Below are 22297 nucleotides of genomic sequence, written 5' to 3'. Positions count from 1 at the left end.
AGGGAGAACTCCCGGGATATGGGAGTGTTGTGAGAGGCTCGAGTGCCGACGGGACCATACGCACGATGATCGACCACGCCCTGTTCGACCCGGCGACGATCGATCCCGAGACGATCCGGATCAACGCCGAGATCGTGGCGGCGCATGCCGCCCTGCCCGATCCCTGGTCGCTGCCGATCGCCGAAGTCCGCGAGCGCCGCCGCCTGGGCACCAAGGCGGCGCCGGCCATGCCGCACAGCGCCCGGGCGGAGTGGCTGACGATCGACGGGCCCGGTGGTCCTCTCAAGCTCCGCGTGGTCCGGCCCAAGCCCGGTACGAAGCTGCGCGGCGCCTATCTGCACATCCATCGCGGCGGCTGGGTCTGGGGCTCCGCCGACGAGCAGGATCCCTGGCTGGAGCGGATCGCCGACACCTGCGGCTTCGTCGCCCTCTCGGTGGAGTACCGGCTCGCCCCGGAGCATCCCTATCCGGCGGCGCTGCACGATTGCGAGGCCGCGGCCCTCTGGCTGGCCGGCCCCGGCAAGGTCGAGTTCGGCATTCACGCCCTGACGATCGGGGGCGAGTCGGTGGGCGCGCACCTCGCCGTGATGGTGCTGCTGCGGCTGCGCGACAAGCACAACCTGCCGCGGGCCTTCCGGGGCGCCAACCTGAATGCCGGCTTCTTCGACCTCGGCCTCACCCCATCGGTCCGGAACTGGGGCGAGGAGCGGCTCGTCGTGAACACCCGCGACCTGACCAAGTTCGCCGACGGCTATGTCCGCGAGGGCATCGACCGGCGTCGGCCGGACGTGTCGCCGATCTATGCCGACTTGAAGGGGCTGCCGCCGGCCCTGTTCACCATCGGCACTGCCGATCCCCTCCTCGACGACACGCTGTACATGTCGGCGCGCTGGGCGGCGGCCGGCAATGGCGGCCACACCGCGGTCTATCCCGGCGGGTGTCACGTGTTCGCCCGCTATCCGAGCCCGATGAGCGAGAGGGCCCTGGAACTGATCGACCGTTTCCTGATGGCGCTCGCCTGAGCGACCTGTCCGAGGTCCTTCCGGAGCGGTTCCAGGCCTGGTTCGCGGCCCGCGGCTGGGCGCCCAGGCCGCACCAGCTCGATCTCCTGCGGATCGCCGGCGCCGGCCGGTCGGCCCTCCTCGTGGCGCCGACCGGGGCCGGCAAGACGCTGGCCGGCTTCCTGCCCAGCCTCGTCGCCCTCGCTGAGCGCGGGACGCAGAAGCTGAAGCCGGCGGGGCTCCACACCCTCTACGTCTCGCCGCTCAAGGCGCTGGCGGTGGACATCGCCCGAAACCTCGACGCGCCGATCGCCGAGATGGGGTTGCCGGTGCGCGTCGAGACCCGCACCGGCGATACCCCTGCGCACAAGCGCACCCGTCAGATCAGCCGTCCGCCCGACATCCTGCTGACCACGCCCGAGCAGCTGGCGCTGCTGATCGCCCACCGCGAGGCGGCCGAGTTTTTCTCCGGATTGCGGTGCGTGGTGCTGGACGAGTTGCACGCGCTGGTGACGTCCAAGCGCGGCGACCTGCTGTCGCTGGCGCTGGCGCGTCTGCATCGCCTGAGCCCGGGGCTCGCGGCGATCGGGCTGTCCGCGACGGTGCGCGAGCCGGATGAGCTGCGGAAATATCTGGTGCCGCAGGGGCCGCTTCCCTTCCCCCCGTCTGCGGGTGCGCCTCCCACTTTGCACGACGAAACGGCCGACACGGTTGTGGGACCGGGCGTGGGTCCCCTCTCCCGAGCGGGAGAGGGTGAAGAACGAGAACTCACAGAACCTGGCTCGACCGCGACGCCCGGCGCCGACGTGCCTGATCCCGAGACTCCTCGTCCCTCACCCCAGCCCTCTCCCGCTCGGGAGAGGGGGCAGGTCGCGCCCCCCATGGCCGATCTCGTCACGGTGGCGGGCGGCGCGAAGGCGGATCTGCGCATGCTCGATCTCGGCCGGGCGCTGCCGATCTCCGGCCACACCGCGTGGCACTCGATGCCGGCCATCTACGAGCTCATCAAGGAGCACCGGACCACGCTGGTCTTCGTGAACACCCGGCTCCAGGCGGAGTACACCTTCCAGGAGCTGTGGCGGCTCAACGAGGACGCGCTGCCGATCGCGATCCACCACGGCTCGCTGGACGCGCAGCAGCGCCGCCGGGTCGAGGCCGCCATGGCGGCGGGTCAGCTGCGGGCGATCGTCTGCACCGCGACCCTCGATCTCGGCATCGACTGGGGCGACGTCGATCTCGTGGTCAATGTCGGTGCGCCGAAGGGTGCGAGCCGGATCATGCAGCGGATCGGCCGGGCCAACCATCGCATGGACGAGCCCTCGAAGGCCTATCTCGTCCCGGGCAACCGCTTCGAGATGCTGGAGTGCCAGGCGGCGCTCGACGCCGTCGAGGAAGCCGCGCAGGACACCCCCGATGCCCGCCAGGGCGCCCTCGACGTCCTCGCCCAGCACGTGCTCGGCATGGCCTGCGCCGACGCCTTCGACCCGGTCGATCTCTACGACGAGATCGTCTCGGCGGTGCCTTATGCCGGGCTCACCTGGGAAGCTTTCGAGCAGGTGGTCGATTACGTCGCCACCGGGGGCTACGCGCTGCGCGCCTACGAACGCTTCGCCAAGATCCTGCGCGGCCCGGACGGGCTCTGGCGCGTGCGCGACGCCCGCACCGCGCAGGCCTACCGGATGAATGTCGGCACCATCGTGGAGGCGGCGCGGGTCAGGGTTCGTCTGGGCCGGACCCTGCGCGGCAAGCCCGGCACGGTCCTGCCGAAATCCGGCCGGGTGCTCGGCGAGATCGAGGATGAGTTCGCCGAGACGCTGACCGTCGGCGACACCTTCCTGTTCGCGGGCGAGACCCTCCGCTTCGAGGGCCTCGCCGAGGACGAGTGCCTCGTGACCCGCGCACCGCCCGGCACCGACCCGGCGATCCCGTCCTACGCGGGCGCGAAATTCCCGCTCTCGACCTTCCTCGCCGCCCGGGTCCGGGCACTCATCGCCGACCCGTTCGCGTGGGATCGCCTGCCCAAGCAGATCGGCGAGTATCTGGTCCAGCAGCGCCGCCGCTCGGTCCTGCCGGGTGAGCGCGATCTGCTCGTAGAGACGTTCCCGCGGGGCAAGCGCTACTATCTGACCGCCTTCCCATTCGAGGGCCGCCTCGCGCACCAGACGCTCGGCATGCTGCTTACCCGCCGGCTGGAGCGCGACGGCCTGCGGCCGCTGGGCTTCGCGGCCAACGATTACGGCATCGCGATCTGGACGACCCGCGACGTTTCCGAACGCGCCGCCCGCGATCCCGACTTCATCGGCGACCTCTTCGCGGTCGACATGCTCGGCGACGATCTGGAGGCGTGGCTCGACGAATCGGCCATGATGAAGCGCACCTTCCGGCAATGCGCCGTCATCGCCGGGCTGATCGAGCGCCACCATCCGGGGCAGAAGAAATCCGGCCGGCAGGTCACGATCTCGACCGATCTGATCTACGACGTGCTGCGCAAGCACCAGCCCGACCACCTCCTGCTGCGGGCTGCGCGGCAGGATGCGGCAACCGGACTCCTCGACGTGAGGCGCCTCGGCATGATGCTAGAGCGCATCCAGGGGCGAATCATCCACAGGTCTCTCGACCGGGTCTCGCCGCTCTCCGTATCCGTGATGCTCGAGATCGGGCGCGAGCGGGTCTACGGCGAGGGCGCCGACGAGATCCTGGCCGAGGCCGAGGCGGAGCTTCTCCAAGAGGCTCTGTCCTGACCGTCGATCCGCCCTCCCCCGACGACACCGAGGATGCGATCTTGGCGGCCGGCCTGAGACTCGAGAAGACTCACAAGCACCCCACCCTGATGCTCGCGGGCGAGACCCTGGTGCTCGATCTCTGCGGCGGCCTCTGGCTGCCGGAGCACCGGACGCTGATCGTGTCCGACCTCCACCTGGAGAAGGGCTCGTCCTACGCGGCCCGATCCGGCCAGTTCCTGCCGCCCTACGACACCCGTGAGACGCTCGCCTGCCTCCACGAGGCGGTGGCGCGTCACGAGCCCGCCCGCGTGGTCGCCCTGGGCGACTCCTTCCACGATGCCCGCGGGCCCGAGCGCATGGAGCCGGGCGACCGCGCCCTGGTGGCGGCGCTGCAGGAGGGCCGGGACTGGGTCTGGATCGCCGGCAACCACGATGCGGCCGTGAACGAAGGCGTCGGCGGGCGCTACGCCGACGCGCTGACCCTCGGCGGCCTCGTCCTGCGCCACGAGCCGAGCCCGGAGCCCGTTCCCGGCGAGATCGCCGGCCATCTCCATCCCTGCGGGAAGGTGGCGATGCGGGGGCGGGCCGTCCGCCGCCGCTGCTTCGTCACGGATGGCACGCGGCTGGTAATGCCGGCCTTCGGCGCCTATGCGGGCGGGCTGAACGTGCGCGACAAGGCCATCGAGGGCTTGTTCCCGAAGGGATTCACCGCCCACCTCCTCGGCGACGGTCGGGTCTTCGCCATCGGCCGGGCGCAGCTCGCCCGGGACTGAGCGCGCCCGTCATCCCGCGCAAATTCGCGCGGCGCGTCGTTTCGATGCGCCGCGCCGACGGGATCGCCTCGCTCCGTTCGCCAGGACGGCGCCGCGGCGAGGCGCCCGGTCTGATCCGGCCTCAGGCCGTCTTCATGAACCGGGTCACGCTGTCCGACAGGCTTGCCGAGTGGCCCGCGAGGCTCTCGGCGACATCCTGGACGGCCCGGGCGAGCTGACCGGTAGCATTGGCGGCCTCGGAAACACCGCCGATATTGCCCGCCATCTCGTGGGTGGAGACCGCCTGCTCCTCGACGGCGCTCGCCATCGCCAGGGTCAGCTTGGACAACTCGCCCACCGCCGCGGTAATCATCTCGATCGCTCCCACCGCCTCGCCGGTGGCGCTCTGGATCGCCGAGACCTGCTGTGTGATCTCGCCAGTCGCCTTGGCGGTCTGCTCTGCGAGCGCCTTGACCTCGGAGGCCACCACCGCGAAGCCGCGGCCGGCGGCCCCCGCCCGCGCCGCCTCGATGGTCGCATTCAGCGCCAGGAGATTGGTCTGGTCGGCGATCGACTTGATCATGCTGACCACCGCGTCGACCTTGCGGGCATTCTCGGCGAGCTGGCGCATGGTCGCGTCCGTGGTCCCGGCCTGCGCGGCGATCTGCTGCGCGCGCTCCGAGACGCGCCCGACCTGACCGGAAATCTCCTGGATCGCGCCGTTCATCTGCTCGGAGTTCGCCGCGACCGACGAGGCCTTGTGCCGTGCGGATTCGGCGGACTGCATCAGCCCTTCGGCCGAGTTCTGCATCTCCTGGATGGCCGAGCCCACCGCCTCGACCACCCGCTTGACATCGGTCTCCATGTTCACCTGCGCGGTGACCACGGCCCAGGTCAGCATCGGCCCGAGATACTGACCCTTCTCGTCGTTCACGGCCGTGACGCGCAGGTTCAGGGTCTCGGGTCCGACCTTGATCTTGGTGGAGTGCGGCAGCCGGCTCGCATCCGCCAGCATGGTGCGCTGGTGGCTCGGATTCTTGTGGAAGATGTCGAACGACCGGCCGAGCATCTCGTCGACTTTCACCGGCAGATGCTGGTCGATCGTCCCGAGGGTCCGGCGCGAGGTGGCGTTCATATAGTCGATCTTGAAATCGTTCTTGAGGTCGGCCGTCATGACGGCCACCGGAACGTTGTCGATCATGGTCAGGAGCCGGTTGATCTCCTTCTTCTTGGCGGAGATGTCCGAGGCGAACTTGACCACCTTCACGGGCCGGCCACGGGCGTCGAGGACGGGATTGTATGTCGCCTCCAGCCAGACCGAGTTGCCGTCCTTGTCCAGGCGGAGGAACTCGCCGGTGACGTACTGGCCGACCTTCAGCTTGTCCCAGAATTCCGTATACTCCGCGGTCTCGGCATAAGCCCTATCCACGAAGAGACGGTGGTGCCGGTTCTGAATATCCGGCAGATCATACTTCATCAGCTTCAAGAAATTCTTGTTCGCATGGACGACGTTTCCGTCCATCGAAAACTCGATGATCGCGAGCGAACGATCCAGGGCATCGATCTTGGCCTGGGCTTCGTTGAAAGTCGTACGGTTGAACATTTCGACACTCGCATTCCTCGCCCGCGGGTATCGCATCGCAGCGTTAATGAACTCTTTCTTGCTGCGTTATGCTGGTCTCCGTTTGGCGGCAGGCAATCGAAGACTTTTGATCGCGATGACGGAGTGCCTTCGAGGTCGGGGTAGATGGTTTCCGCGCCACTAACACTTGGCGAGACGCTTTTTGTGCTGTTAAAACGGTCTGAATATCAGAACCAACCGCGCATTCGAAAGTATACTATAGGCGCTATGGCGCTGAAAAGGATCAGGCCGAGCGCGTAGGGATAGCCGAGAGTCCAGTCCAGCTCCGGCATGTGCTTGAAGTTCATGCCGTAGATCGACGCGATCAAGGTTGGCGGGACGCCGACCACCGAGACGACGGTGAGCACCCGGAAGACGTTGTTCTGCTCGATGGTGATGAGGCCGAGGGCCGCGTCGAGCAGGAACTGCACGTTCTCAGCGAGGCGCGTCTCGAACTCGTCGAGGGATTCGATGTCCCGCTTGATCGTCTCGAAGCGCGCGTCCTCCGGCAGGCCGATGCCGTCGCAGGCTGCGGCGACGAACGGCACGATCCGTTCGAGCCCGAGCAGACTGGCGCGGATCTTCCCCAGGACCTTTCCGCGGTTGCTGATGCCCCGCAGAATCCGGCGCAGGGCGAGGTCGCGGCGCCGGGGCGGCGGGCTCTCCAGGCGCCGCCGCTCGGCACCGCGGACGTCGAAGTCGAAGATCCGGGTCGAGAGCGTGTCGAGTTCCGATCCCATGTCCTCCAGGGCGTCCGCGAGGCTGTCGACCAGCTCCTCCAGGACGACGAGGAAGATCTCGCTCGGGGTCGTGCTGCCATCGCCCTCCGCGATGCGCTTCGCGGAGGAGTCGAAGGCGCGCAGGTCGTGAAAGCGGATCGTGACGAAGTGGTCCTTGGTCAGCAGGAAGCCCAGCGGCTTCACCTGCGACGCGCTCTGCTCGAAGGTGATCATCGGCGTCGAGAGCGACAGGCCGCCCTTCACCCGGCGCAGGCGACTCGACGTCTCGACCTCCGACAGCGCCGCCCGGGACGGCACGCGCAGACCGGTCGCCGCCTCGACCGCTTTGGCTTCCTCCGGGCTCGGGTCGTTCAGGTCGAGCCATACCGTATGGCGCGCGATCGGGCTGCCGGGTTGCAACGCCACCGGGCCTTCGGGTCCGTGCAGGCTCAACATGACGGCGCATTATCCATGGGGCGAGAAGGAAGGCCGCCGGCGCGTCATCGCACCGTCGCGCGGGGGTGCGACAGCCTTGACTCGGAACCGCAGCGAGCCTATCTCGCCGCCGTCTTTGGCACTCGCCGAGACAGAGTGCTAACAGTCGAGTTCGCGAGCGGTCCCGCCGGCCGCATCAACGCCAACTCCAGACCTGAAGCAAGAGGGCAGCTCATGAAGTTCCGTCCGCTGCACGACCGCGTGGTCGTCCGTCGCATCGAGAGCGAGGAGAAGACCAAGGGCGGCATCATCATCCCGGACACCGCCAAGGAGAAGCCGCAGGAAGGCGAGATCGTCGCCGTCGGTCCCGGCGCCCGCGACGAGCAGGGCCGCGTCAACCCGCTCGACGTCAAGGCCGGCGACCGCGTCCTGTTCGGCAAGTGGTCCGGCACCGAGGTCAAGATCGACGGTCAGGACCTCCTGATCATGAAGGAATCCGACATCATGGGCGTCGTCGCCGTCTGATCGGATCACCTCTCACCGCCCTTTGAGACTTTCCATAGTCTTGGGGCGCAACCCAACCAGATAAGAGGCACACAATGGCAGCGAAAGACGTTCGTTTCTCCGCCGACGCCCGCGACAAGATGCTGCGCGGCGTCGACATCCTCGCAGACGCGGTGAAGGTGACGCTCGGCCCGAAGGGCCGCAACGTCGTGATCGAGAAGAGCTTCGGCGCCCCGCGCATCACCAAGGACGGCGTCACCGTCGCCAAGGAGATCGAGCTCGCCGACCGCTTCGAGAACATGGGCGCCCAGATGGTGCGCGAAGTGGCCTCGAAGACCAACGACATCGCGGGTGACGGCACCACCACCGCGACCGTGCTGGCCCAGGCCATCGTCCGCGAGGGCGCCAAGTACGTCGCCGCCGGCATCAACCCGATGGACCTGAAGCGCGGCATCGACCTCGCCACCCAGGCTGCGGTGAAGGACATCATCGCCCGCGCCAAGAAGGTCTCGACCTCCGACGAGGTCGCCCAGGTCGGCACGATCTCCGCCAACGGCGACAAGGAGATCGGCGAGATGATCGCCCACGCCATGCAGAAGGTGGGCAACGAGGGCGTCATCACGGTCGAGGAGGCCAAGACCGCCGAGACCGAGCTCGACGTCGTCGAAGGCATGCAGTTCGACCGCGGCTACCTGTCCCCGTACTTCATCACGAATGCGGAGAAGATGGTCGCCGAGCTCGAGGATCCCTACATCCTCATCCACGAGAAGAAGCTCTCCTCGCTCCAGGCGATGCTGCCGGTGCTCGAGGCCGTGGTCCAGACCGGCAAGCCGCTCCTGATCATCGCCGAGGACATCGAGGGTGAGGCGCTCGCCACGCTCGTCGTCAACAAGCTCCGCGGCGGCCTGAAGGTCGCGGCCGTGAAGGCGCCGGGCTTCGGTGACCGCCGCAAGGCGATGCTCGAGGACATCGCGATCCTGACCAAGGGCCAGATGATCGCCGAGGACCTCGGCATCAAGCTCGAGAACGTGACGCTCCCGATGCTCGGCCGCGCCAAGCGCGTGCGGATCGAGAAGGAGAACACCACGATCATCGACGGCGTCGGCGAGAAGGCCGACATCGAGGGCCGGATCAGCCAGATCAAGGCGCAGATCGAGGAGACCACCTCGGACTACGACCGCGAGAAGCTCCAAGAGCGTCTGGCCAAGCTCGCGGGCGGCGTCGCGGTGATCCGCGTCGGCGGCGCGACCGAGGTCGAGGTCAAGGAGAAGAAGGACCGCGTCGACGACGCCCTCAACGCCACCCGCGCGGCGGTCGAGGAAGGCATCGTCCCCGGCGGCGGCACCGCGCTCCTGCGCGCCAAGAAGGCGGTCGCTGCCCTGAAGTCCGACATTCCGGACGTCCAGGCCGGCATCAAGATCGTCCTCAAGGCTCTCGAGGCCCCGATCCGCCAGATCGCCCAGAACGCGGGCGTCGAGGGCTCGATCGTGGTCGGCAAGATCACCGACAAGGCGGACTCCGAGACCTACGGCTTCAACGCCCAGACCGAAGAGTACGTCGACATGATCCAGGCCGGCATCGTCGACCCGGCCAAGGTGGTGCGCACCGCCCTGCAGGACGCGGCCTCGGTCGCCGGCCTGCTGGTGACCACCGAGGCGATGGTCGCCGACGCCCCGAAGAAGGACAGCCCTGCTCCGGCGATGCCGGGCGGCGGCATGGGCGGCATGGACTTCTAAGTCCACGCCACCGCGCATGACGGAGGAAGGGGGTCGCCGAGAGGCGGCCCCTTTTCTTTTGGCGCTGCCGTGGCTGCTCGGCGCGCGCGGCGGAGTCTGGTCGGGCTCAGCGGCCTTGACGCGACGCCGGGGCCTGAAGGCGGGCTCGCACAGTGGCGATCAAGGATTGCCGGACACGCTCGGTCGCCTGGAAAGGGATGTCGAAGTTCAGGCTGTGGTAGATCAGGTCGCGGATACCGTCGTGATCGGGGTCTCCGCCGCCGCCCTCGATGACGTCGAGGATCCAGGCATGGATCGCCGCGTGATCCGACGGATCGGGATCCGCGGCGAGGACCAGATGGCCGCCGTGCATCCAATCATCGCGCAGGGCTCCGGATTCTTCGGCGGCTGTTGGCATGACCTGACCTTGCGGCTCTGATTGGCGCGGCCGCGACAACAGAGTATCCGCGCGCCGCGATGGAGTTCTTCCACATCAACGGCGGAGCCGCGACGTCGGCGGCGCCGCCGCGTCACCGGTGCGACCGCGCCTTACCCTGCCGCGACGGCGCACAGCGGTCGAGGGGAGGTCGACGTCTCGGGCTCAGTCCGCGCGTCCGCGGTCGCGCGCGCCGACCATGACGCGTCCAGCGCGCCGGCGCCCGAAGCCCCGTCTCGCGGCGTTTCGAGTGGCGGGCGACAAACGAAAAACGGGACGGCTTTCGCCGTCCCGTTCAAAGGCTTACCTATCGGCCAAGGAAGATCGAAGCCAGTCGCTGGAGCAGGCCCCGCGGTGCGGGCGGAGGCTCGCTCTGCCCAGGACCGTCCCCGATCTAAGCGTTGGCGGCGAAGGGGTGCTGCGCCGAGTTGCGCTGCTCGGTGACCGTCGAAGCCTTCGGCTCACCGTTGACGGCGCGCTGGATCGACAGCTTGGTCGCCTCGTAGTTGTACTTCTGGATCTTGGCGTCGTCGGCCGCCTCCCAGTGGATGAACACGCCGACCAGGATGTACAGGTCGTCGGCCTCGTCCGCCGGGATGATGCCCTCGGCCACCGCGTCCTGCACGGCCTTGGCAACGCCGTGCTGGGCCGGGCCGAACATCTGGACGGCCTGACGGGCGTCGTTGATGGTGACCTTGTTGAACATCAGGGTGTTCGGCTTGCACGGCAGGTTCGGCGCGATGACCGCGAGCAGGCTGGTGAAGCCGTGCTTGTTGTTCACGAGGCCGTTGCAGAAAGCCGTCTCGGCGGGCGAGCCGCGCGGTCCGATGATGAGATCGATGTGGGCGACCTCGTTGCCCTCGCCGACGAGCGCTTCGCCGACCTGAACCTTGGTGATCTTCGCCATTCGGTGTCTCTCCCTGGATTCCGAAATAGAGCCGCGCGCCGGGCGGTGCCGCGGCCGGGAAGCCATCCTTGTTATCGGCGCCCGACCATGCCGGCCGAGCCGGATGAGCCGAGCCGGTTGGGCCGGACAGCGCGGCGGACCCTACAGCGGGGCCCAGCGGCTCACAACCCGCGCAAGGCTCTGACACGAAGGAATTTCCAACTGTCCGGTGCCGCGATCCCCGGATCGTGCGCCCCGGTCAGACCAGCCGTGCGCCGGCGGCCGCAAGGGCGTCCCAGAACAGCGTCGCGACCGTAAAATCGGCGCTCGTGCCAGGATTGATGGCCCGCGCCTTCAACGACGCGTCGAAGGCCAGCAGCGCGTCGACCGGCCGTGCGGCGAGGTCGATCCCGGCGCGAAGGGCCTCGGCCTCCCGGCGGATGCGTTCGGCCGCCGCGGCGCCGTGCTTGCGGGCGACATGGCTGTCGGGGACCGCCTGGAGAAAGGCGAGATGAATCGCGGTCGTACACCATGTGGGGTCGAGCCCCCCAGCGCGGGCCTCGGCCAGGGCCGCGAGCCCGATCGCCGGCACGTCCGCGAAGTCCGTCACGTAGGCGCGGGCGATCCGGTCCCGGTTGGCGGCCTCCGCCATTGCATCGTGCAGGGCGGCGGGCGCCGCGTGGGCGACGTCGTGGTGCTCGGCTTGGCCGAGGCCGCCCGGATTGGCGAGGCGGATGGCCGCGAAGACGGCGTCCGCATCCGTGGTGTTCAGCGTCTTGAGCGCCGTCGCGACGGTCAGGCCCCGCTCGGCCGCGACGGCCAGGGGGGCGCAGAGGAGCAGGATGCCGAGATTGGTGTTCTGGCCCACCGCCGCCATCGTGGCGGCGACGCCGTCGCGGATCCGCATGCCCACGCCGGCGCCCGCCCGGGCCAGGGCCGGCGCCGAGACATCGGCGCTGATGACGAAATCCGCCAGCACCATGCGATGGCCGGGCGCGTAGGCGTGGACATTGCCGGGCTTGAGGGCGTCGAGCTCCGCGAGGCAGGCGGCCCGGTAGAGCGTGCCGATCAGCGCCGCGTCGAGGCCGCTCATCCCGGTTCCGCTCGTGCCGGGTCCGCTCATGCCACCACGAGCCGGGGACGGCTGGCGCCGCGGGCCGCGGCGAGGAAGCCGCGCACCACCGCGGCGGCGATATCGGTCTCGCACACGGTCTGGAGGCCCGACCAGGCCGGCATGGAATTGACCTCCAGGACCGAGAACCCGCCCTCCCCGTCTTCGACGAGGTCGACGCCGGAATAATCGACGCCGACCGCGGCGGCGGCCGCCTCGGCCAACTCGGCGGCGGCGCGCGGCATCGCCCAGGGGAGCGGCCGGCCGCCCCGGTGGACGTTGGTGATCCAGCCGTCGCCCTCGCGGATCATGCCGGCGATGGCCCGTCCGTCGCAGACGAACACCCGGTAATCGCGCCACAATCCGTCCCGGCGGGGAACGTAGCGCTGGAGATAGTAGACCCGCGCCACTGCCTCCTCGTCGGGAAGGTCTTCCGGGCGCTCGATGAGGGCAAGTCCCTCGCCTTGTGACCCGAACAGCGGCTTCAGCACCAGGGGCGCACCCGGCCGTGCCTCGGCGGCGACCAGGGACGCCGCCGCCTCGCGCTTCGAGAAGACCCAGGTCTCCGGCGTCGGGAGCCCGGCCCGGTCGATGAGCAGCGACGTGGCGGCCTTGTCCACCGAGCGCTCGATCGCGGTCGGGGCGTTCCAGACGGTGACACCAGACGCGACAAGGGCGTGCAGCACCCCGAGCCGCATCGTCGTCGCCTCGAAGGTGCCGCCCGCAATGGTCCGCATCAGCACGCCGTCCGGCAGCGCGTCCGGGAAGCCCGGCACGCGCAGGGGCTCGCTGCCGCCCGTGACCACGGCGACGTCCGCCAGGGAGAACAGGACCGGCTCCACGCCGCTCGCGCGCAGGGCCGCCAGCAGGCGGTTCTTGTGCCAGGTGCCGTTATCGGCCGCGAGCCCGATGCGCATGGGGGTCCTGATCGTCACGCTGCCACCCGCCTGCGGGGGGGCCAGGAAGATGTCGCCGTCCGGATCCGGTTGGGGCTCCCTCTCCCGCAGGGGAGAGGGAGCCCGGCGTGCTTCACGCGAAGGACGCGTCGACCAGCGTCGGCTCCAGACGGCCGCCGCGGTAGGTGACGCCGGTGCGCACCGACGTGACGATCGCCTCGGCCGGCGAGAACAGGGCGCCGTCGATCTTGTAGAAGTCGCCGTTCACCCGGCCGAAGATGTCGGCGAAAGGCGCGCCATGGTCGCTCGACGTCGTCGAGGGCAGCTGTTCGGCGAGCTGCCTGGCATCGGCATCGTCGGCATCCACGAAGAGCTGCACGCGTCCGCCGTAAATGATCGCGTCGTTGGTGCGGCCCATCGCCTTGATGAAGTCCGGGTGCGGGGGCGACAGCGGCGCCGAGCCGATCCCGTCCACGATGGCGTGCAGGTCGAAGCCGACCGTGTGGGCCTTGTGGAGGGCCACCTCGAGGACGCGGGCCACGACCTGGGTGGAGCCGGCGAGGCTCTGGGTCGGCGCGAAGATGAAGGTCAGGTCCTCGGGCTTCAGGCCGGAGGCCTCGGCGACCTTGGCGACGACGCTCTCGGGCGGCCCGCCCGCCGCTTCCAGCACGAGGGCGGTCTTCGTGGCGGAGTCGCGGAAGCCGAGTTCCTGGTACAGGTCCTCGACGGCCGCCACCGCCCGGCCGGGCCCCGAGCCGAGGGCGAAGAAGCCGGAATCACCGGTCTCGTCCGCGAGGCTCCAGCCCGCATACTGGCTCCCCAGACAGGCGAGGACCGGGTCGGCGGCGTGGACCGTCACCGAATAGGGCCAGGAGGCGATCGGTCCGGTCGGCGCGATCGTGACGGTGCCGAGGCCGCCGAGGCAGATCTCGGCGATGCGCCGCCCGGCTTCGATCGACCCCCTCGCCTGCGCGCCGGCATCGACCATCCGGGCGCCGCCGGCCGCCTGCGTCACGGAGAGCCGCAGCGTCGCGGCATCCGCCACGAGCCGCTCGACGAGGGGCGCCGCGAGCGCGTTGATGCTGGGATAGGATTGGCTGGCACTCATGACAGGGCTTCCTCGGGGTGAGTTTTCTTCGCCGCGCAGACGGCCCGCAGGCGCGCCGTGTGCGTTTCCAACAGGGCGAGCACCTCCGCCCGGTCCGCGCCTTCGGCCAGCACCGTGCAGAGCGGCGCGTCGCGGCGGACCACCGAGCCGGGGCACGGACGGTCGCGCACGCAGTCCGGCCACTCGAGGTCCGGAACAGGCGCAAGCTCCCGGTCCGCGTAACAGATCTGCGCGGCCGCCGCATCCGCCGGATGCGGCCCGGGGTCCGGCATCGTGCCGAGGCTGGCCGCGATATGGGCGGGAAGCAGCGGAATCCCGCGCCGGTCGAGGATGTCCAGCGTCGCGCCGGGCCGGGGATTGATCTCGGTGAGCCACCACGCCGAACCCTCGACCAGCAGGTCGGCGCTGGCGAGCCCCCGCAAGCCGGTCGCGGCGACGATCCGCTCGGTGCCGGCGGCGATGGCGTCCACGAGCGAAACGGGGAGCGCCGGGGCTTCACCGGCACCGCGGGCCAGGGCCCCGGCATAGCGGAAGGGACGGATCGGCGACGGCGCGCACCATTGCTCGGTGACGGCGAGGATGCGGATCGTCCGGCCGTCGGCGAGGAAGTTCAGGGCGTGCGGCTGGCCCGGTACGCGTTGCTGGAAGTAGTGGCCCTGCGGTGCCGGCGACCGGGTCGCAGCCCGGATGTGGTTGCCGCCGCTGCCGCCCGCGCGCTTGAGCAGCCACGCCCGCGGATCCGGCGGCGGGTCGGTTGCCACCGCGGGATGCGGCACGCCGAGGCGTGTGCAGAGGGCCGCGAAGGCCAGGGGCGCCTTGAGGGTCGCGACGGTCTCGGCCGACGCGCCGATCAGCCGGTGCCGCGCGGCGAGGCGCCCGATCAAGTCCGGCGCGTCCTCGAAGCCACTGCCCAGAATGAGCCCGATCGGCCGGCCGGCGGCTCCGGCCAGATGATCGAGCGCGGCCACCGTCGCGTCCGCGGCCGGCGCGGTTCCGAAGCGGCCGGGCAGCGGCCGGTAGGCCTCGGCGGCGGCGAGCGTATCCGCGTCCCCGAACAGATCGGCTACGTAAGGACGAAGCCCGGCACGCCGCGCCGCCTCGGCCAGGGCGCGCCCGGCCTGGGCGGCGATCAGGACCGCATCCGCCATCCGGGGCCGGCTCGTATCGGACTAGCCGGCGATCTCCACCGCGAGCGCGTAGGCGTCGCGGAAATCGAGGCAGAGCGGCGTGTCGGAGGCGAGCATCCGGTCGAACAGGCGCCGCTGCGTCTGGTACTTCACGTTGCCGACTGCCAGCGCGCCGATGCCGACGCCCTTGCCGGTGGGCAGGGCGACGTCGACCGCGTTCACGTCGATCCCCGCGATGCCGGCAGGCGGCACGGCGTTGACGTCCGAGGCGACGAGCAGCTTCGGCGCCGACTTCAGGTCCTCCGCGGTGAGGATCGGGATGCCCGCCGGCCCGGCGGAGAGGATGACGTCGGCGTCGCGGATGGCGGCGCGGCGATCCTCGGGGGTCGTGCCGTCGACAGCGCCGACCTCGATGCCGAAGCGCCACTTCATCGTGAAGGCGATCTTCGAGACCCGCTCCTCGCCGTCGTGCCCGACCAGAACGGTGGTGGCGCCCTGCAGGGCGCCGATCACCGCGGCCACGTAGGCGACGACGCCGGCGCCGCCGAAGATCACGATGCGCTTACCCGTGAGGTCAGTGTTGAACTTCTGCCGCAGGGCGCGGGAGACCTGGGCCACCATGGCCGCGCCGGTGGTGAACGAGCCGGCCGGATCTGCGAAGACGTGGTTCACGAAGGGCGGCACGAAGGCCTTCTTGGCGCGGTCGACCATGTCGAGGGCGTCCTCGGCGTTCTTGCCGCCGATGAAGATGCCCGTTCGCGTCCCGTCGGCCGGCGACCGCGAGAAGATCGAATCCTGGGTCAGCGAGACCACGTCGGCGAGGCTGACCTCGGTGTAGGTCACCACCGTCTCGAACCCGGCATCCACGGCCATGTTCACGTCGAACGGGCTCATGTGCCGGAGCGGCGTCAGCATGTGGAGGATCGAGCGGGCCATGGAATCCTCATGCGGCGCGCGACAGATGCGCCTGTCCACCGTCCAAACCCGGAGCGGTGCCCCGGGTCAAGCCCGGGGTGGGCGGCTCACGCCGGACCGGTTACCGAAGCGCCACTGTTGCGGCCCCGGGCGATGACGAACCGGAGTGGACCGCCGCGGTCGAGGCCGGCCACCAGGGCGCGGGCCTCGGCCTCGGACGCCATCAGGGCGAAGCCCGTTGGCCCCCAGGAGGACTGCCCGTAGCCCGACACGCCCTGCGCGGCGATGCTCGCCAGCGCCTCCGCCACCGCGGCGCTGGCGTAGCGGCCCCCCTGATGGGGCGCGAAATGGTCGCCGATCAGCGTCTGGATTCGGGTGATCCCGGCACCGAAGCCCTGGGGCTCGGCCAGGGCGACCGCGGGCAGGACCTGCATCAGCGCGATCCGGCAGATCTCCGCCGCCTGGGCCTCGGGAAAGCGCGGCAGATCGCGGAACGCCTCGACCTCGCGCGTCCCGTGCACGCCCGCCATGCCCGGATCGAGGATCAGGACGATCCGCCAGGCCTCGGGATAGGGCAGACGCGCGATGACCGGAGGCGGGCCCCCGTCCGCACCGCGGCCGCCATCGACGATCAGGCCGCCTTCCGTGAAGGCGCGCAGGCCGACGCCGGACCGGTTGCCCCGGTCCAGGGTTGCCGCGAAGGCATCCGGCGCGAAGGGCTCGCCGCTGAGCCGTGCCATGGCTGCCGCCACCGCGAGGGCGAGCTGCGTGCCCGAGCCGAAACCGGCATGGGCCGGGATGACCCGCTCAACCGTCACCGCCACGTCCTCGCCGCGCCCGAGATGGGCGGCGGCGGCACGGACATAGCCGCGCACGCGGTCGGCTTCGGGTCCCTCCACGGAAGGCCGCGCTGCCCGACGGGCGCTCAGGGCGAGGGACGGCGCATCGATGGCGAGCCCGATGCTGCCGAACCGGCGGCCGAGACCGCCGTGCAGGTCCAGGAATCCGAAATGCAGCCGTGCCGGGGCCTCGACCCGCACGGCACCATCCGCTGCCACCTCGTTCCTTTCAGGGACCTCGCCCAACACACGTCCCTCGAATCCCGCAGGCCCGGCGCATGCGCGGCGCGCTTTTCACACGGGGCCCGGGGCCAGGCAACTTGGACAGGCCTGGATCGCACCGCCGTCACGGCAATTCCGGCGCTCGGTTCCGGTTCAGGTTCCGCGGTCGCTCGGCCTGTCCGCACAAGGTGTCCGCAGGATCGCGGGGCGGCACCGGCCCATCCGCGCAATCCACCTCGCGAACCACCTGGCGATGCGGATCGCCGCCGGACCCCCCTTGCCGCGGTGCGCGGATGAATGCAAACCTAGGGGTTGCGACGGCGCGCCGAGTTTGCCGCTGCCCGGACATGCCGGGCGGATGCGCCATTCCGATTCGGTGGGGAACCCTCATGCTGAGGTGCACCTGCTTCGTCCGGTCTTACGGCCGTCGCCCGCTCCGAAACCAAGCAAGAACGTTGCGAGAGGGAGCATGGCAGCCTGGGTGAAGGGTGGCGCGACGGACGCGGGCACCGCCGTCGAGGCGGCCGCATCCCTGCTCGCCAAGGCGCGCGCGCCGGTGATCGCCGGCCTCAGCGCCGACGTGGCTGCGATCCGCGCAGCCTATGATCTCGCGGGGCGCATCGGCGCCTCGGTCGATACCGCCGGCGCGGCCGGGACCTATGCCGAGCTCGGAGCGCTGAGCCGGGTCGGTGCCCTCACGACGACGCCTGCCGAGGCCGTCGGACGCGCCGACACGGTTCTCGTCGTCGGTGCCGCCCCCTGGCAGGCGCCGCTCATGAAACGCCTGATCGACGCCAAGCCGACCCGTGGGCGCGCCGCCGGATCCGACAGGGCCCTCCTGGCGGTGGGTGCGAACGCCGGTGCGGCGCTGGCCTGGCCCGCCGATGGCGGGCTGCCGGAGGCCGTGGCCGAGCTGCGGGCCTATGCCCGCGGGCATCTCGCCGGTGACGCCTTGCCGGGGCAGATCGCGTCCCGGCTCGCGGCCGCGCAGTACGGCGTGCTGCTCTACGATCCGGCCGAACTCGGCGAGTTCGGTGTCGAGATGCTCCAGGGCCTCGCCATGGAGCTGAGCGATACCACACGCTGCTTCACCCTGGCGGTCGGTGCGGCCGGGCAGGACCGGGCCGTCGTGCCGGTCTCGGCCTGGACGACCGGTCAGGCGCCGCGCAGCGGCTTCGGGCGCCGCGTCCCCGAGCATGATCCCTGGCGCTTCGACGCCGCCCGGCAGGTCGCTGCCGGCGAGGCCGACGCCGTTCTCTGGCTCGGTGCCGTCCCGGTGGAGCGCCCGGACTGGCTGTCCGCGGTGCCGTCCGTGGCTCTGGTCGCGGAAGGCGAGGCGCAGGCTGCCGAGGTGGTGATCTCTGTCGGCCAGCCTGGCCGCGACCACGGCGGCGTCCTGTGGAACGAGCAGCGCGCCGCCCTGACCTTCTGGCCGGCCACTGCGCCGTCGGATCTGCCGTCGGCCGCGTCGGTGCTGGCCGCCCTCAAGGAGCGTCTGGCCACGGTGCAGGCCGCGTCGAGGAGTGATTCCGCATGCTGAGCGTGATCCGGGGCGGGCGCGTCGTCGATCCGACCGCGTCCCGCGATTCTGTCGGTGACGTCTGGATCGAGGATGGCCGCATCATCGATCCGCCGGGCCGCGAGCCCGACGCCGTGATCGATGCGGCGGGCTGCGTGGTGATGGCCGGCGGCGTCGAGGTGCATTCGCACATCGCCGGCGGCAACGTGATCACCTCGCGGCTGCTCCTGCCCGACCTCTACGTCAGCGAGGCGGCCCCCGACGGCCATCCCTTCGCCCATGCGGGCGGGGCCGCGGCCTGGATCGGCTCGACCTACGCGCGGATGGGCTACACCACGGCCGTCGAGCCGGCGATGCCGCCGACCCACGCCCTGGGCACGCAGCTCGAGCTCGCCGACATCCCGCTGCTCGACCGCGGCGCCCTCACGGTGATGGGCAACGACGACCAGCTTCTGGAGATGCTGCGCGAGCGCCAGGGCGGCAACGCCGTGCGCGACCTCGTCGCCCTGTCAGTCGCCCAGTCCCGCGGCCTCGGGGTGAAGTGCATCAACGCGGGCGGCGCCTCCGCCTTCAAGGACGGGGCGCTGCGCCTGTCGCTGGACGACGAGATCCCCTGCTACGGGCTCTCGACCCGGCAGATCATGGGCTCGCTCCTCGACGCGGTCGAGGAGATCGGCGTCCCGCACCCGCTGCACGTCCACTGCAACAACCTGGGCCTGCCCGGAGCGGACGACAGCTTCATGGCGACCCTGGATGCAGCGGAGGGCCGGCGCATCCACTTCGCCCACGCGCAGTTCTACGCCTACGGCGCGGTCGATCCGGCCAATCCCGGCACCGGCGGTTTCCGCTCGGCCGCCGAGCGCATCGCGCAGGCGATCGCCGACAATCCGAACGCCACCCTCGACATCGGGCAGGTGGTGTTCGGCCAGACGGTGACGGTGTCCCTCGACATCCTCCGTCAGTTCGCAGGCCGGAAGGGCGCGAAGCCGAAGAAGTGGGTGCTGAACGCGGGCGACGCCGAAGGCGGCGGCGTGGTGCCGTTCCTGTACCGGCCCCGGGGCCCAACCAGCTCGCTGCAATGGGCGATCGGCCTGGAGATCATGCTGCTCTCCACCGACCCGGAGCGGACGATCCTGACGACCGACCACCCGAACGGTGGCCCGTTCACCCAGTACCCGCGCATCATCCACCTGCTGATGGACAAGTCGGAGCGTGACCGCGAGATCGCGACGCTGCCCAAGATCGTGGGCGAGCGCTCCGGCCTTCCGGGCCTGGAGCGCGAGTACACGCTCTCGGAAATCGCGCAGCTGACCCGGTCGGGTCCGGCCAAGCTGCTGGGGCTGGACGACCGCGGCCATCTGCGGGCCGGTGCCCGGGCGGACGTGGCGGTCTACCGGGACGACACCGACCGAACCGCGATGTTCACCGCCGCCAAGCTCGTCCTGAAGGACGGCGTGCCGATCGTCGAGGACGGCGAAGTGGTGGAATGGCGGGCCGGCCGGACGCTGTCGCTGACGGTCGAGTCCGACAAGGCCATGGCGAAGCGCGCCGACACCTACCTGACGGAGCGGTTCGGCGAAGGCCTCGACAGCTTCGCCGTGCCCGACGCGGCCTTCGGCGACGGTCCGGACAATTTCGAGGCGGTGCCATGCCGGGTGTGATCAGAGGGGCGAGCCGCGGGAAGAACGATGTCTGACCTCTCCCTCAACGGCATCCCGGTCATCGACACCTTCGCGGAGGCGTTCGATGTGGCCGGCACCGCCATCATCGTCACGAACGACACCGCCAAGTGGGCGATGATCGCCGCCACCACGATGACGGGCTTCGCCACCTCGGTGATCGGCTGCGGCGCCGAGGCGGGCATCGACGCCGAGCTGTCGCCGGAGGAGACTCCCGACGGGCGGCCGGGCGTGCGCATCCTGCTGTTCGGCTTCGAGCCGAACGGCCTTAAGGACCAGCTGATCAAGCGGGTCGGCCAGTGCATCCTCACCTGCCCGGGCACCGCCTGCTACGCCGGCGTCGACGGGCCGACCAAGATCAAGCTCGGCGGCGCGATCCGCTATTTCGGTGACGGCTTCGCGGTGGCCAAGCGCCTGCCCGACGCCACCGGCAAGGCCCGGCGCTACTGGCGCATCCCGGTGATGGACGGCGAGTTCCTCTGCGAGGACACGGTCCGGGCCGTGGACGGCGCGGTCGGTGGCGGCAACCTGCTGTTCCTCGGCCGCAACCACGCCGAGACGCTGAAGGTCGCCGAGATCGCCGTGGAGGCCGCCAAGGCGGTACCGGGCGCGATCCTGCCGTTCCCCGGCGGCATCGTCCGTTCCGGCTCCAAGGTCGGCGGCCGGACCAAGGGCATGATGGCCTCGACCAACGACGCCTACTGCCCAACCCTCAAGGGGCGCGCCGGCTCGGCGCTCCCGGCCGAGTGCGGCGTGGTGCTGGAAATCGTGATCGACGCCCTGACCTCGCAGGGCGTGTCCGACTCGATGCGCGCCGGCCTGCACGCGGCCACCGAGATCGGCGGCAAGCACGGGCTGATCGCGGTCACGGCCGGAAATTACGGCGGCAATCTCGGCCGCCACCACTACCATCTGCGCGACCTGATCGCGCGCGACGACGCCAAGACGGAGGGCTGAGCCGTGAGCACCCTCACCCTGCGTGCGGCTCCGCCGGAGCGCCTGGACTTCCTCAACATCAACCCCGCGGCTCTGAGCCGCCTGTCGCAGGGCGAAGCCGAGCGCCTGGAAGTCGGGACCACCCGGACCGGCGTGCGCCTCGGCGACTGCTTCGCCGTCTCGTTGGACGGCTCCGACACCCTGACCCTCGAGGGCGGCCACGAGCGTCTCGACCGGGTCGGCGCCTCCCTGTCGGCGGGCACGATCCGGGTCACCGGCGATGTCGGCCAGCGCCTCGGCGCCGGCATGGCGGGCGGCCGCGTCACCGTCACCGGCCATGCCGGGCCCTATGCGGCCTCCGGCGCCACCGGCGGCACGATCACCATCGAGGGCGATGCCGGAGATTACGCCGGCGGTGCGGTCTATGCCGCCAAGGCCGGGCTCGACGGTGCGACCCTGATCATTCGCGGCACGGCGGGTGCCCATCTCGGCGACCGGATGCGGCGCGGGACGATCGTGGCCGGACGCGCGGGGGCCTTCGCGGGATCGCGCATGATCGCCGGAACCCTGGCGGCCCTCGCGGTGGGCGATCACCCCGGTCTCGGCATGCGCCGCGGAACGCTTCTCCTGGGTGCGCACGGCCGGATGGCTTCGACCTTCGTGGAGACGGGGACGCACGATCTCGTGTTCCTCCGGCTCCTGGCGGAGGCGCTGCGCGGCCTCAGCGCCGAGCATGCCGACCTGCTCGCCAAGCCGCTGCGTCGCTACTCTGGCGACCTCGCCACCATCGCCAAGGGCGAGATCTGGGTCGCGGCCTGACGCCGCCTGGGCAAGGGGCGTGGACGCGTCCTATGCTCTCCGCCAAGCCGGCCCGATCGAGGCCGGCAACCCGGGGACACGCCCATGTTGCTGCTGCTGTCGATCTGCCTCGTCGCCCAACCCTCGACCTGCCGCGAGGACCGGATCGAGATGTCGTTCGAGAAAGCGAGCCCGTTCGTCTGCCTGCGCAACTCGCAGAGTGCGCTGGCGACCTGGCAGGCCGCGCATCCCGAATGGCACGTGGAACGCTGGCGCTGCGCCGCCAAGGGCAGCCTGCCGAAGGAGCTGTGACGGCACCTTGGCTCAGCGGCCGGACGGTGACATGCTCGGTCCC

At 70.3% G+C, this 22297-nt stretch carries 20 protein-coding genes; 10 read left to right on the top strand and 10 right to left on the bottom strand.

The genetic code is table 11. The annotated features are described in order from the left end of the window. Positions 1-65 precede the first annotated feature (65 nt). Genes P9K36_RS04075 through pdeM form a run of 3 tightly spaced genes read left to right on the top strand, consistent with a single transcriptional unit; the run spans position 66 to position 4497 of the window. Positions 66-1022 carry an alpha/beta hydrolase gene (locus P9K36_RS04075; RefSeq protein WP_043383200.1) on the top strand — a complete coding sequence of 319 codons (957 nt, stop codon included), beginning with the start codon at positions 66-68 and terminating at the stop codon, positions 1020-1022. Further along, the gene (locus P9K36_RS04070; protein WP_164706440.1) at positions 1019-3742 is read left to right on the top strand and encodes a ligase-associated DNA damage response DEXH box helicase; all 2724 of its coding nucleotides are present in this window, start codon (positions 1019-1021) and stop codon (positions 3740-3742) included. The genes P9K36_RS04075 and P9K36_RS04070 overlap by 4 nt, the downstream gene beginning before the upstream one ends. A gap of 41 nt (positions 3743-3783) precedes the next feature. After that, positions 3784-4497 carry a ligase-associated DNA damage response endonuclease PdeM gene (gene pdeM / locus P9K36_RS04065; protein WP_043351737.1) on the top strand — a complete coding sequence of 238 codons (714 nt, stop codon included), beginning with the start codon at positions 3784-3786 and terminating at the stop codon, positions 4495-4497. Positions 4498-4618: 121 nt separating this feature from the next. On the opposite strand, the gene P9K36_RS04060 is transcribed toward pdeM, so the two are convergent. Further along, a complete protein-coding gene (locus tag P9K36_RS04060) occupies positions 4619-6079 on the bottom strand; it encodes a PAS domain-containing methyl-accepting chemotaxis protein (RefSeq protein ID WP_043755640.1) in 1461 nt (486 codons plus the stop codon). A 206-nt stretch (positions 6080-6285) separates the two neighbouring features. Further along, the gene (locus tag P9K36_RS04055; RefSeq protein WP_043351732.1) at positions 6286-7272 is read right to left on the bottom strand and encodes a CorA family divalent cation transporter; all 987 of its coding nucleotides are present in this window, start codon (positions 7270-7272) and stop codon (positions 6286-6288) included. Positions 7273-7485: 213 nt separating this feature from the next. Between P9K36_RS04055 and groES the strand changes: the two genes are divergently transcribed. Then, entirely contained in the window at positions 7486-7776 is a 291-nt protein-coding gene (gene groES, locus P9K36_RS04050) for a co-chaperone GroES (protein ID WP_010682002.1), read from the top strand. 74 nt (positions 7777-7850) lie between these two features. Continuing rightward, a complete protein-coding gene (gene groL, locus P9K36_RS04045) occupies positions 7851-9491 on the top strand; it encodes a chaperonin GroEL (RefSeq protein ID WP_043755635.1) in 1641 nt (546 codons plus the stop codon). Between the two features lie 106 nt (positions 9492-9597). Here the strand turns inward: groL and P9K36_RS04040 are convergent, their stop codons facing one another. From P9K36_RS04040 to P9K36_RS04005, 8 genes are all read right to left on the bottom strand, one after another. After that, complete coding sequence (locus P9K36_RS04040; RefSeq protein ID WP_236961580.1) at positions 9598-9927, bottom strand: hypothetical protein; 330 nt, start codon at positions 9925-9927, stop codon at positions 9598-9600. 373 nt (positions 9928-10300) lie between these two features. Next, positions 10301-10813 (bottom strand): 5,6,7,8-tetrahydromethanopterin hydro-lyase, encoded by a 513-nt coding sequence (gene fae, locus P9K36_RS04035; protein WP_043353182.1) that lies wholly within the window; start codon positions 10811-10813, stop codon positions 10301-10303. 238 nt (positions 10814-11051) lie between these two features. Continuing rightward, on the bottom strand, positions 11052-11885 hold the full coding sequence (locus P9K36_RS04030; RefSeq protein WP_111474227.1) for a triphosphoribosyl-dephospho-CoA synthase: 834 nt from the start codon (positions 11883-11885) through the stop codon (positions 11052-11054). Positions 11886-11911: 26 nt separating this feature from the next. Further along, positions 11912-12820 (bottom strand): RimK family alpha-L-glutamate ligase, encoded by a 909-nt coding sequence (locus P9K36_RS04025; RefSeq protein ID WP_043383731.1) that lies wholly within the window; start codon positions 12818-12820, stop codon positions 11912-11914. Positions 12821-12932: 112 nt separating this feature from the next. Continuing rightward, positions 12933-13907, bottom strand: coding sequence for a methenyltetrahydromethanopterin cyclohydrolase (mch, locus tag P9K36_RS04020; RefSeq protein WP_043357116.1), 975 nt, complete (start codon positions 13905-13907; stop codon positions 12933-12935). After that, positions 13904-15055: an ATP-grasp domain-containing protein gene (locus tag P9K36_RS04015; RefSeq protein WP_043755630.1), complete on the bottom strand. Its 1152-nt coding sequence runs from the start codon at positions 15053-15055 to the stop codon at positions 13904-13906. The genes mch and P9K36_RS04015 overlap by 4 nt, the downstream gene beginning before the upstream one ends. Before the next feature lie 21 nt (positions 15056-15076). Beyond that, positions 15077-15970: an NAD(P)-dependent methylenetetrahydromethanopterin dehydrogenase gene (locus P9K36_RS04010; RefSeq protein ID WP_043357114.1), complete on the bottom strand. Its 894-nt coding sequence runs from the start codon at positions 15968-15970 to the stop codon at positions 15077-15079. An 86-nt stretch (positions 15971-16056) separates the two neighbouring features. Then, on the bottom strand, positions 16057-17034 hold the full coding sequence (locus P9K36_RS04005) for a beta-ribofuranosylaminobenzene 5'-phosphate synthase family protein (protein WP_043755628.1): 978 nt from the start codon (positions 17032-17034) through the stop codon (positions 16057-16059). A gap of 445 nt (positions 17035-17479) precedes the next feature. Here P9K36_RS04005 and P9K36_RS04000 point away from each other — a divergent pair, with 445 nt between their 5' ends. The 5 genes from P9K36_RS04000 to P9K36_RS03980 all read left to right on the top strand — a co-directional run bounded on the left by P9K36_RS04000 (position 17480) and on the right by P9K36_RS03980 (position 22254). Then, positions 17480-18550 (top strand): formyl transferase, encoded by a 1071-nt coding sequence (locus tag P9K36_RS04000; RefSeq protein ID WP_043755625.1) that lies wholly within the window; start codon positions 17480-17482, stop codon positions 18548-18550. Further along, positions 18544-20190, top strand: coding sequence for a formylmethanofuran dehydrogenase subunit A (locus P9K36_RS03995; protein WP_053608692.1), 1647 nt, complete (start codon positions 18544-18546; stop codon positions 20188-20190). The genes P9K36_RS04000 and P9K36_RS03995 overlap by 7 nt, the downstream gene beginning before the upstream one ends. A gap of 27 nt (positions 20191-20217) precedes the next feature. Continuing rightward, positions 20218-21165: a formylmethanofuran--tetrahydromethanopterin N-formyltransferase gene (gene fhcD / locus P9K36_RS03990; protein ID WP_043357106.1), complete on the top strand. Its 948-nt coding sequence runs from the start codon at positions 20218-20220 to the stop codon at positions 21163-21165. A gap of 3 nt (positions 21166-21168) precedes the next feature. Next, complete coding sequence (locus P9K36_RS03985) at positions 21169-21963, top strand: formylmethanofuran dehydrogenase subunit C (protein WP_278306582.1); 795 nt, start codon at positions 21169-21171, stop codon at positions 21961-21963. Between the two features lie 84 nt (positions 21964-22047). Further along, on the top strand, positions 22048-22254 hold the full coding sequence (locus tag P9K36_RS03980) for a hypothetical protein (protein ID WP_043755620.1): 207 nt from the start codon (positions 22048-22050) through the stop codon (positions 22252-22254). The last annotated feature ends 43 nt before the right edge of the window (positions 22255-22297 follow it).

Origin of the sequence: Methylobacterium sp. 391_Methyba4, from assembly GCF_029691625.1 — a bacterium.
In the GTDB taxonomy this organism is placed as follows: domain Bacteria; phylum Pseudomonadota; class Alphaproteobacteria; order Rhizobiales; family Beijerinckiaceae; genus Methylobacterium; species Methylobacterium fujisawaense.
The sequence above is the reverse complement of the archived record's forward strand: the minus strand, read 5'-3'. Positions and strand labels throughout refer to the sequence as shown.

Excerpts from the sequence above, each read along its gene's own strand:
- P9K36_RS04075 (WP_043383200.1), top strand. The coding sequence starts at position 66 with ATGATCGACCACGCCCTGTTCGACCCGGCGACGATCGATCCCGAGACG.
- P9K36_RS04060 (WP_043755640.1), bottom strand. The coding sequence starts at position 6,079 with ATGTTCAACCGTACGACTTTCAACGAAGCCCAGGCCAAGATCGATGCC.
- P9K36_RS04055 (WP_043351732.1), bottom strand. The coding sequence starts at position 7,272 with ATGTTGAGCCTGCACGGACCCGAAGGCCCGGTGGCGTTGCAACCCGGC.
- groES (WP_010682002.1), top strand. The coding sequence starts at position 7,486 with ATGAAGTTCCGTCCGCTGCACGACCGCGTGGTCGTCCGTCGCATCGAG.
- groL (WP_043755635.1), top strand. The coding sequence starts at position 7,851 with ATGGCAGCGAAAGACGTTCGTTTCTCCGCCGACGCCCGCGACAAGATG.
- fae (WP_043353182.1), bottom strand. The coding sequence starts at position 10,813 with ATGGCGAAGATCACCAAGGTTCAGGTCGGCGAAGCGCTCGTCGGCGAG.
- P9K36_RS04030 (WP_111474227.1), bottom strand. The coding sequence starts at position 11,885 with ATGAGCGGCCTCGACGCGGCGCTGATCGGCACGCTCTACCGGGCCGCC.
- P9K36_RS04025 (WP_043383731.1), bottom strand. The coding sequence starts at position 12,820 with ATGCGCATCGGGCTCGCGGCCGATAACGGCACCTGGCACAAGAACCGC.
- mch (WP_043357116.1), bottom strand. The coding sequence starts at position 13,907 with ATGAGTGCCAGCCAATCCTATCCCAGCATCAACGCGCTCGCGGCGCCC.
- P9K36_RS04015 (WP_043755630.1), bottom strand. The coding sequence starts at position 15,055 with ATGGCGGATGCGGTCCTGATCGCCGCCCAGGCCGGGCGCGCCCTGGCC.
- P9K36_RS04010 (WP_043357114.1), bottom strand. The coding sequence starts at position 15,970 with ATGGCCCGCTCGATCCTCCACATGCTGACGCCGCTCCGGCACATGAGC.
- P9K36_RS04000 (WP_043755625.1), top strand. The coding sequence starts at position 17,480 with ATGGCAGCCTGGGTGAAGGGTGGCGCGACGGACGCGGGCACCGCCGTC.
- P9K36_RS03995 (WP_053608692.1), top strand. The coding sequence starts at position 18,544 with ATGCTGAGCGTGATCCGGGGCGGGCGCGTCGTCGATCCGACCGCGTCC.
- fhcD (WP_043357106.1), top strand. The coding sequence starts at position 20,218 with ATGTCTGACCTCTCCCTCAACGGCATCCCGGTCATCGACACCTTCGCG.
- P9K36_RS03980 (WP_043755620.1), top strand. The coding sequence starts at position 22,048 with ATGTTGCTGCTGCTGTCGATCTGCCTCGTCGCCCAACCCTCGACCTGC.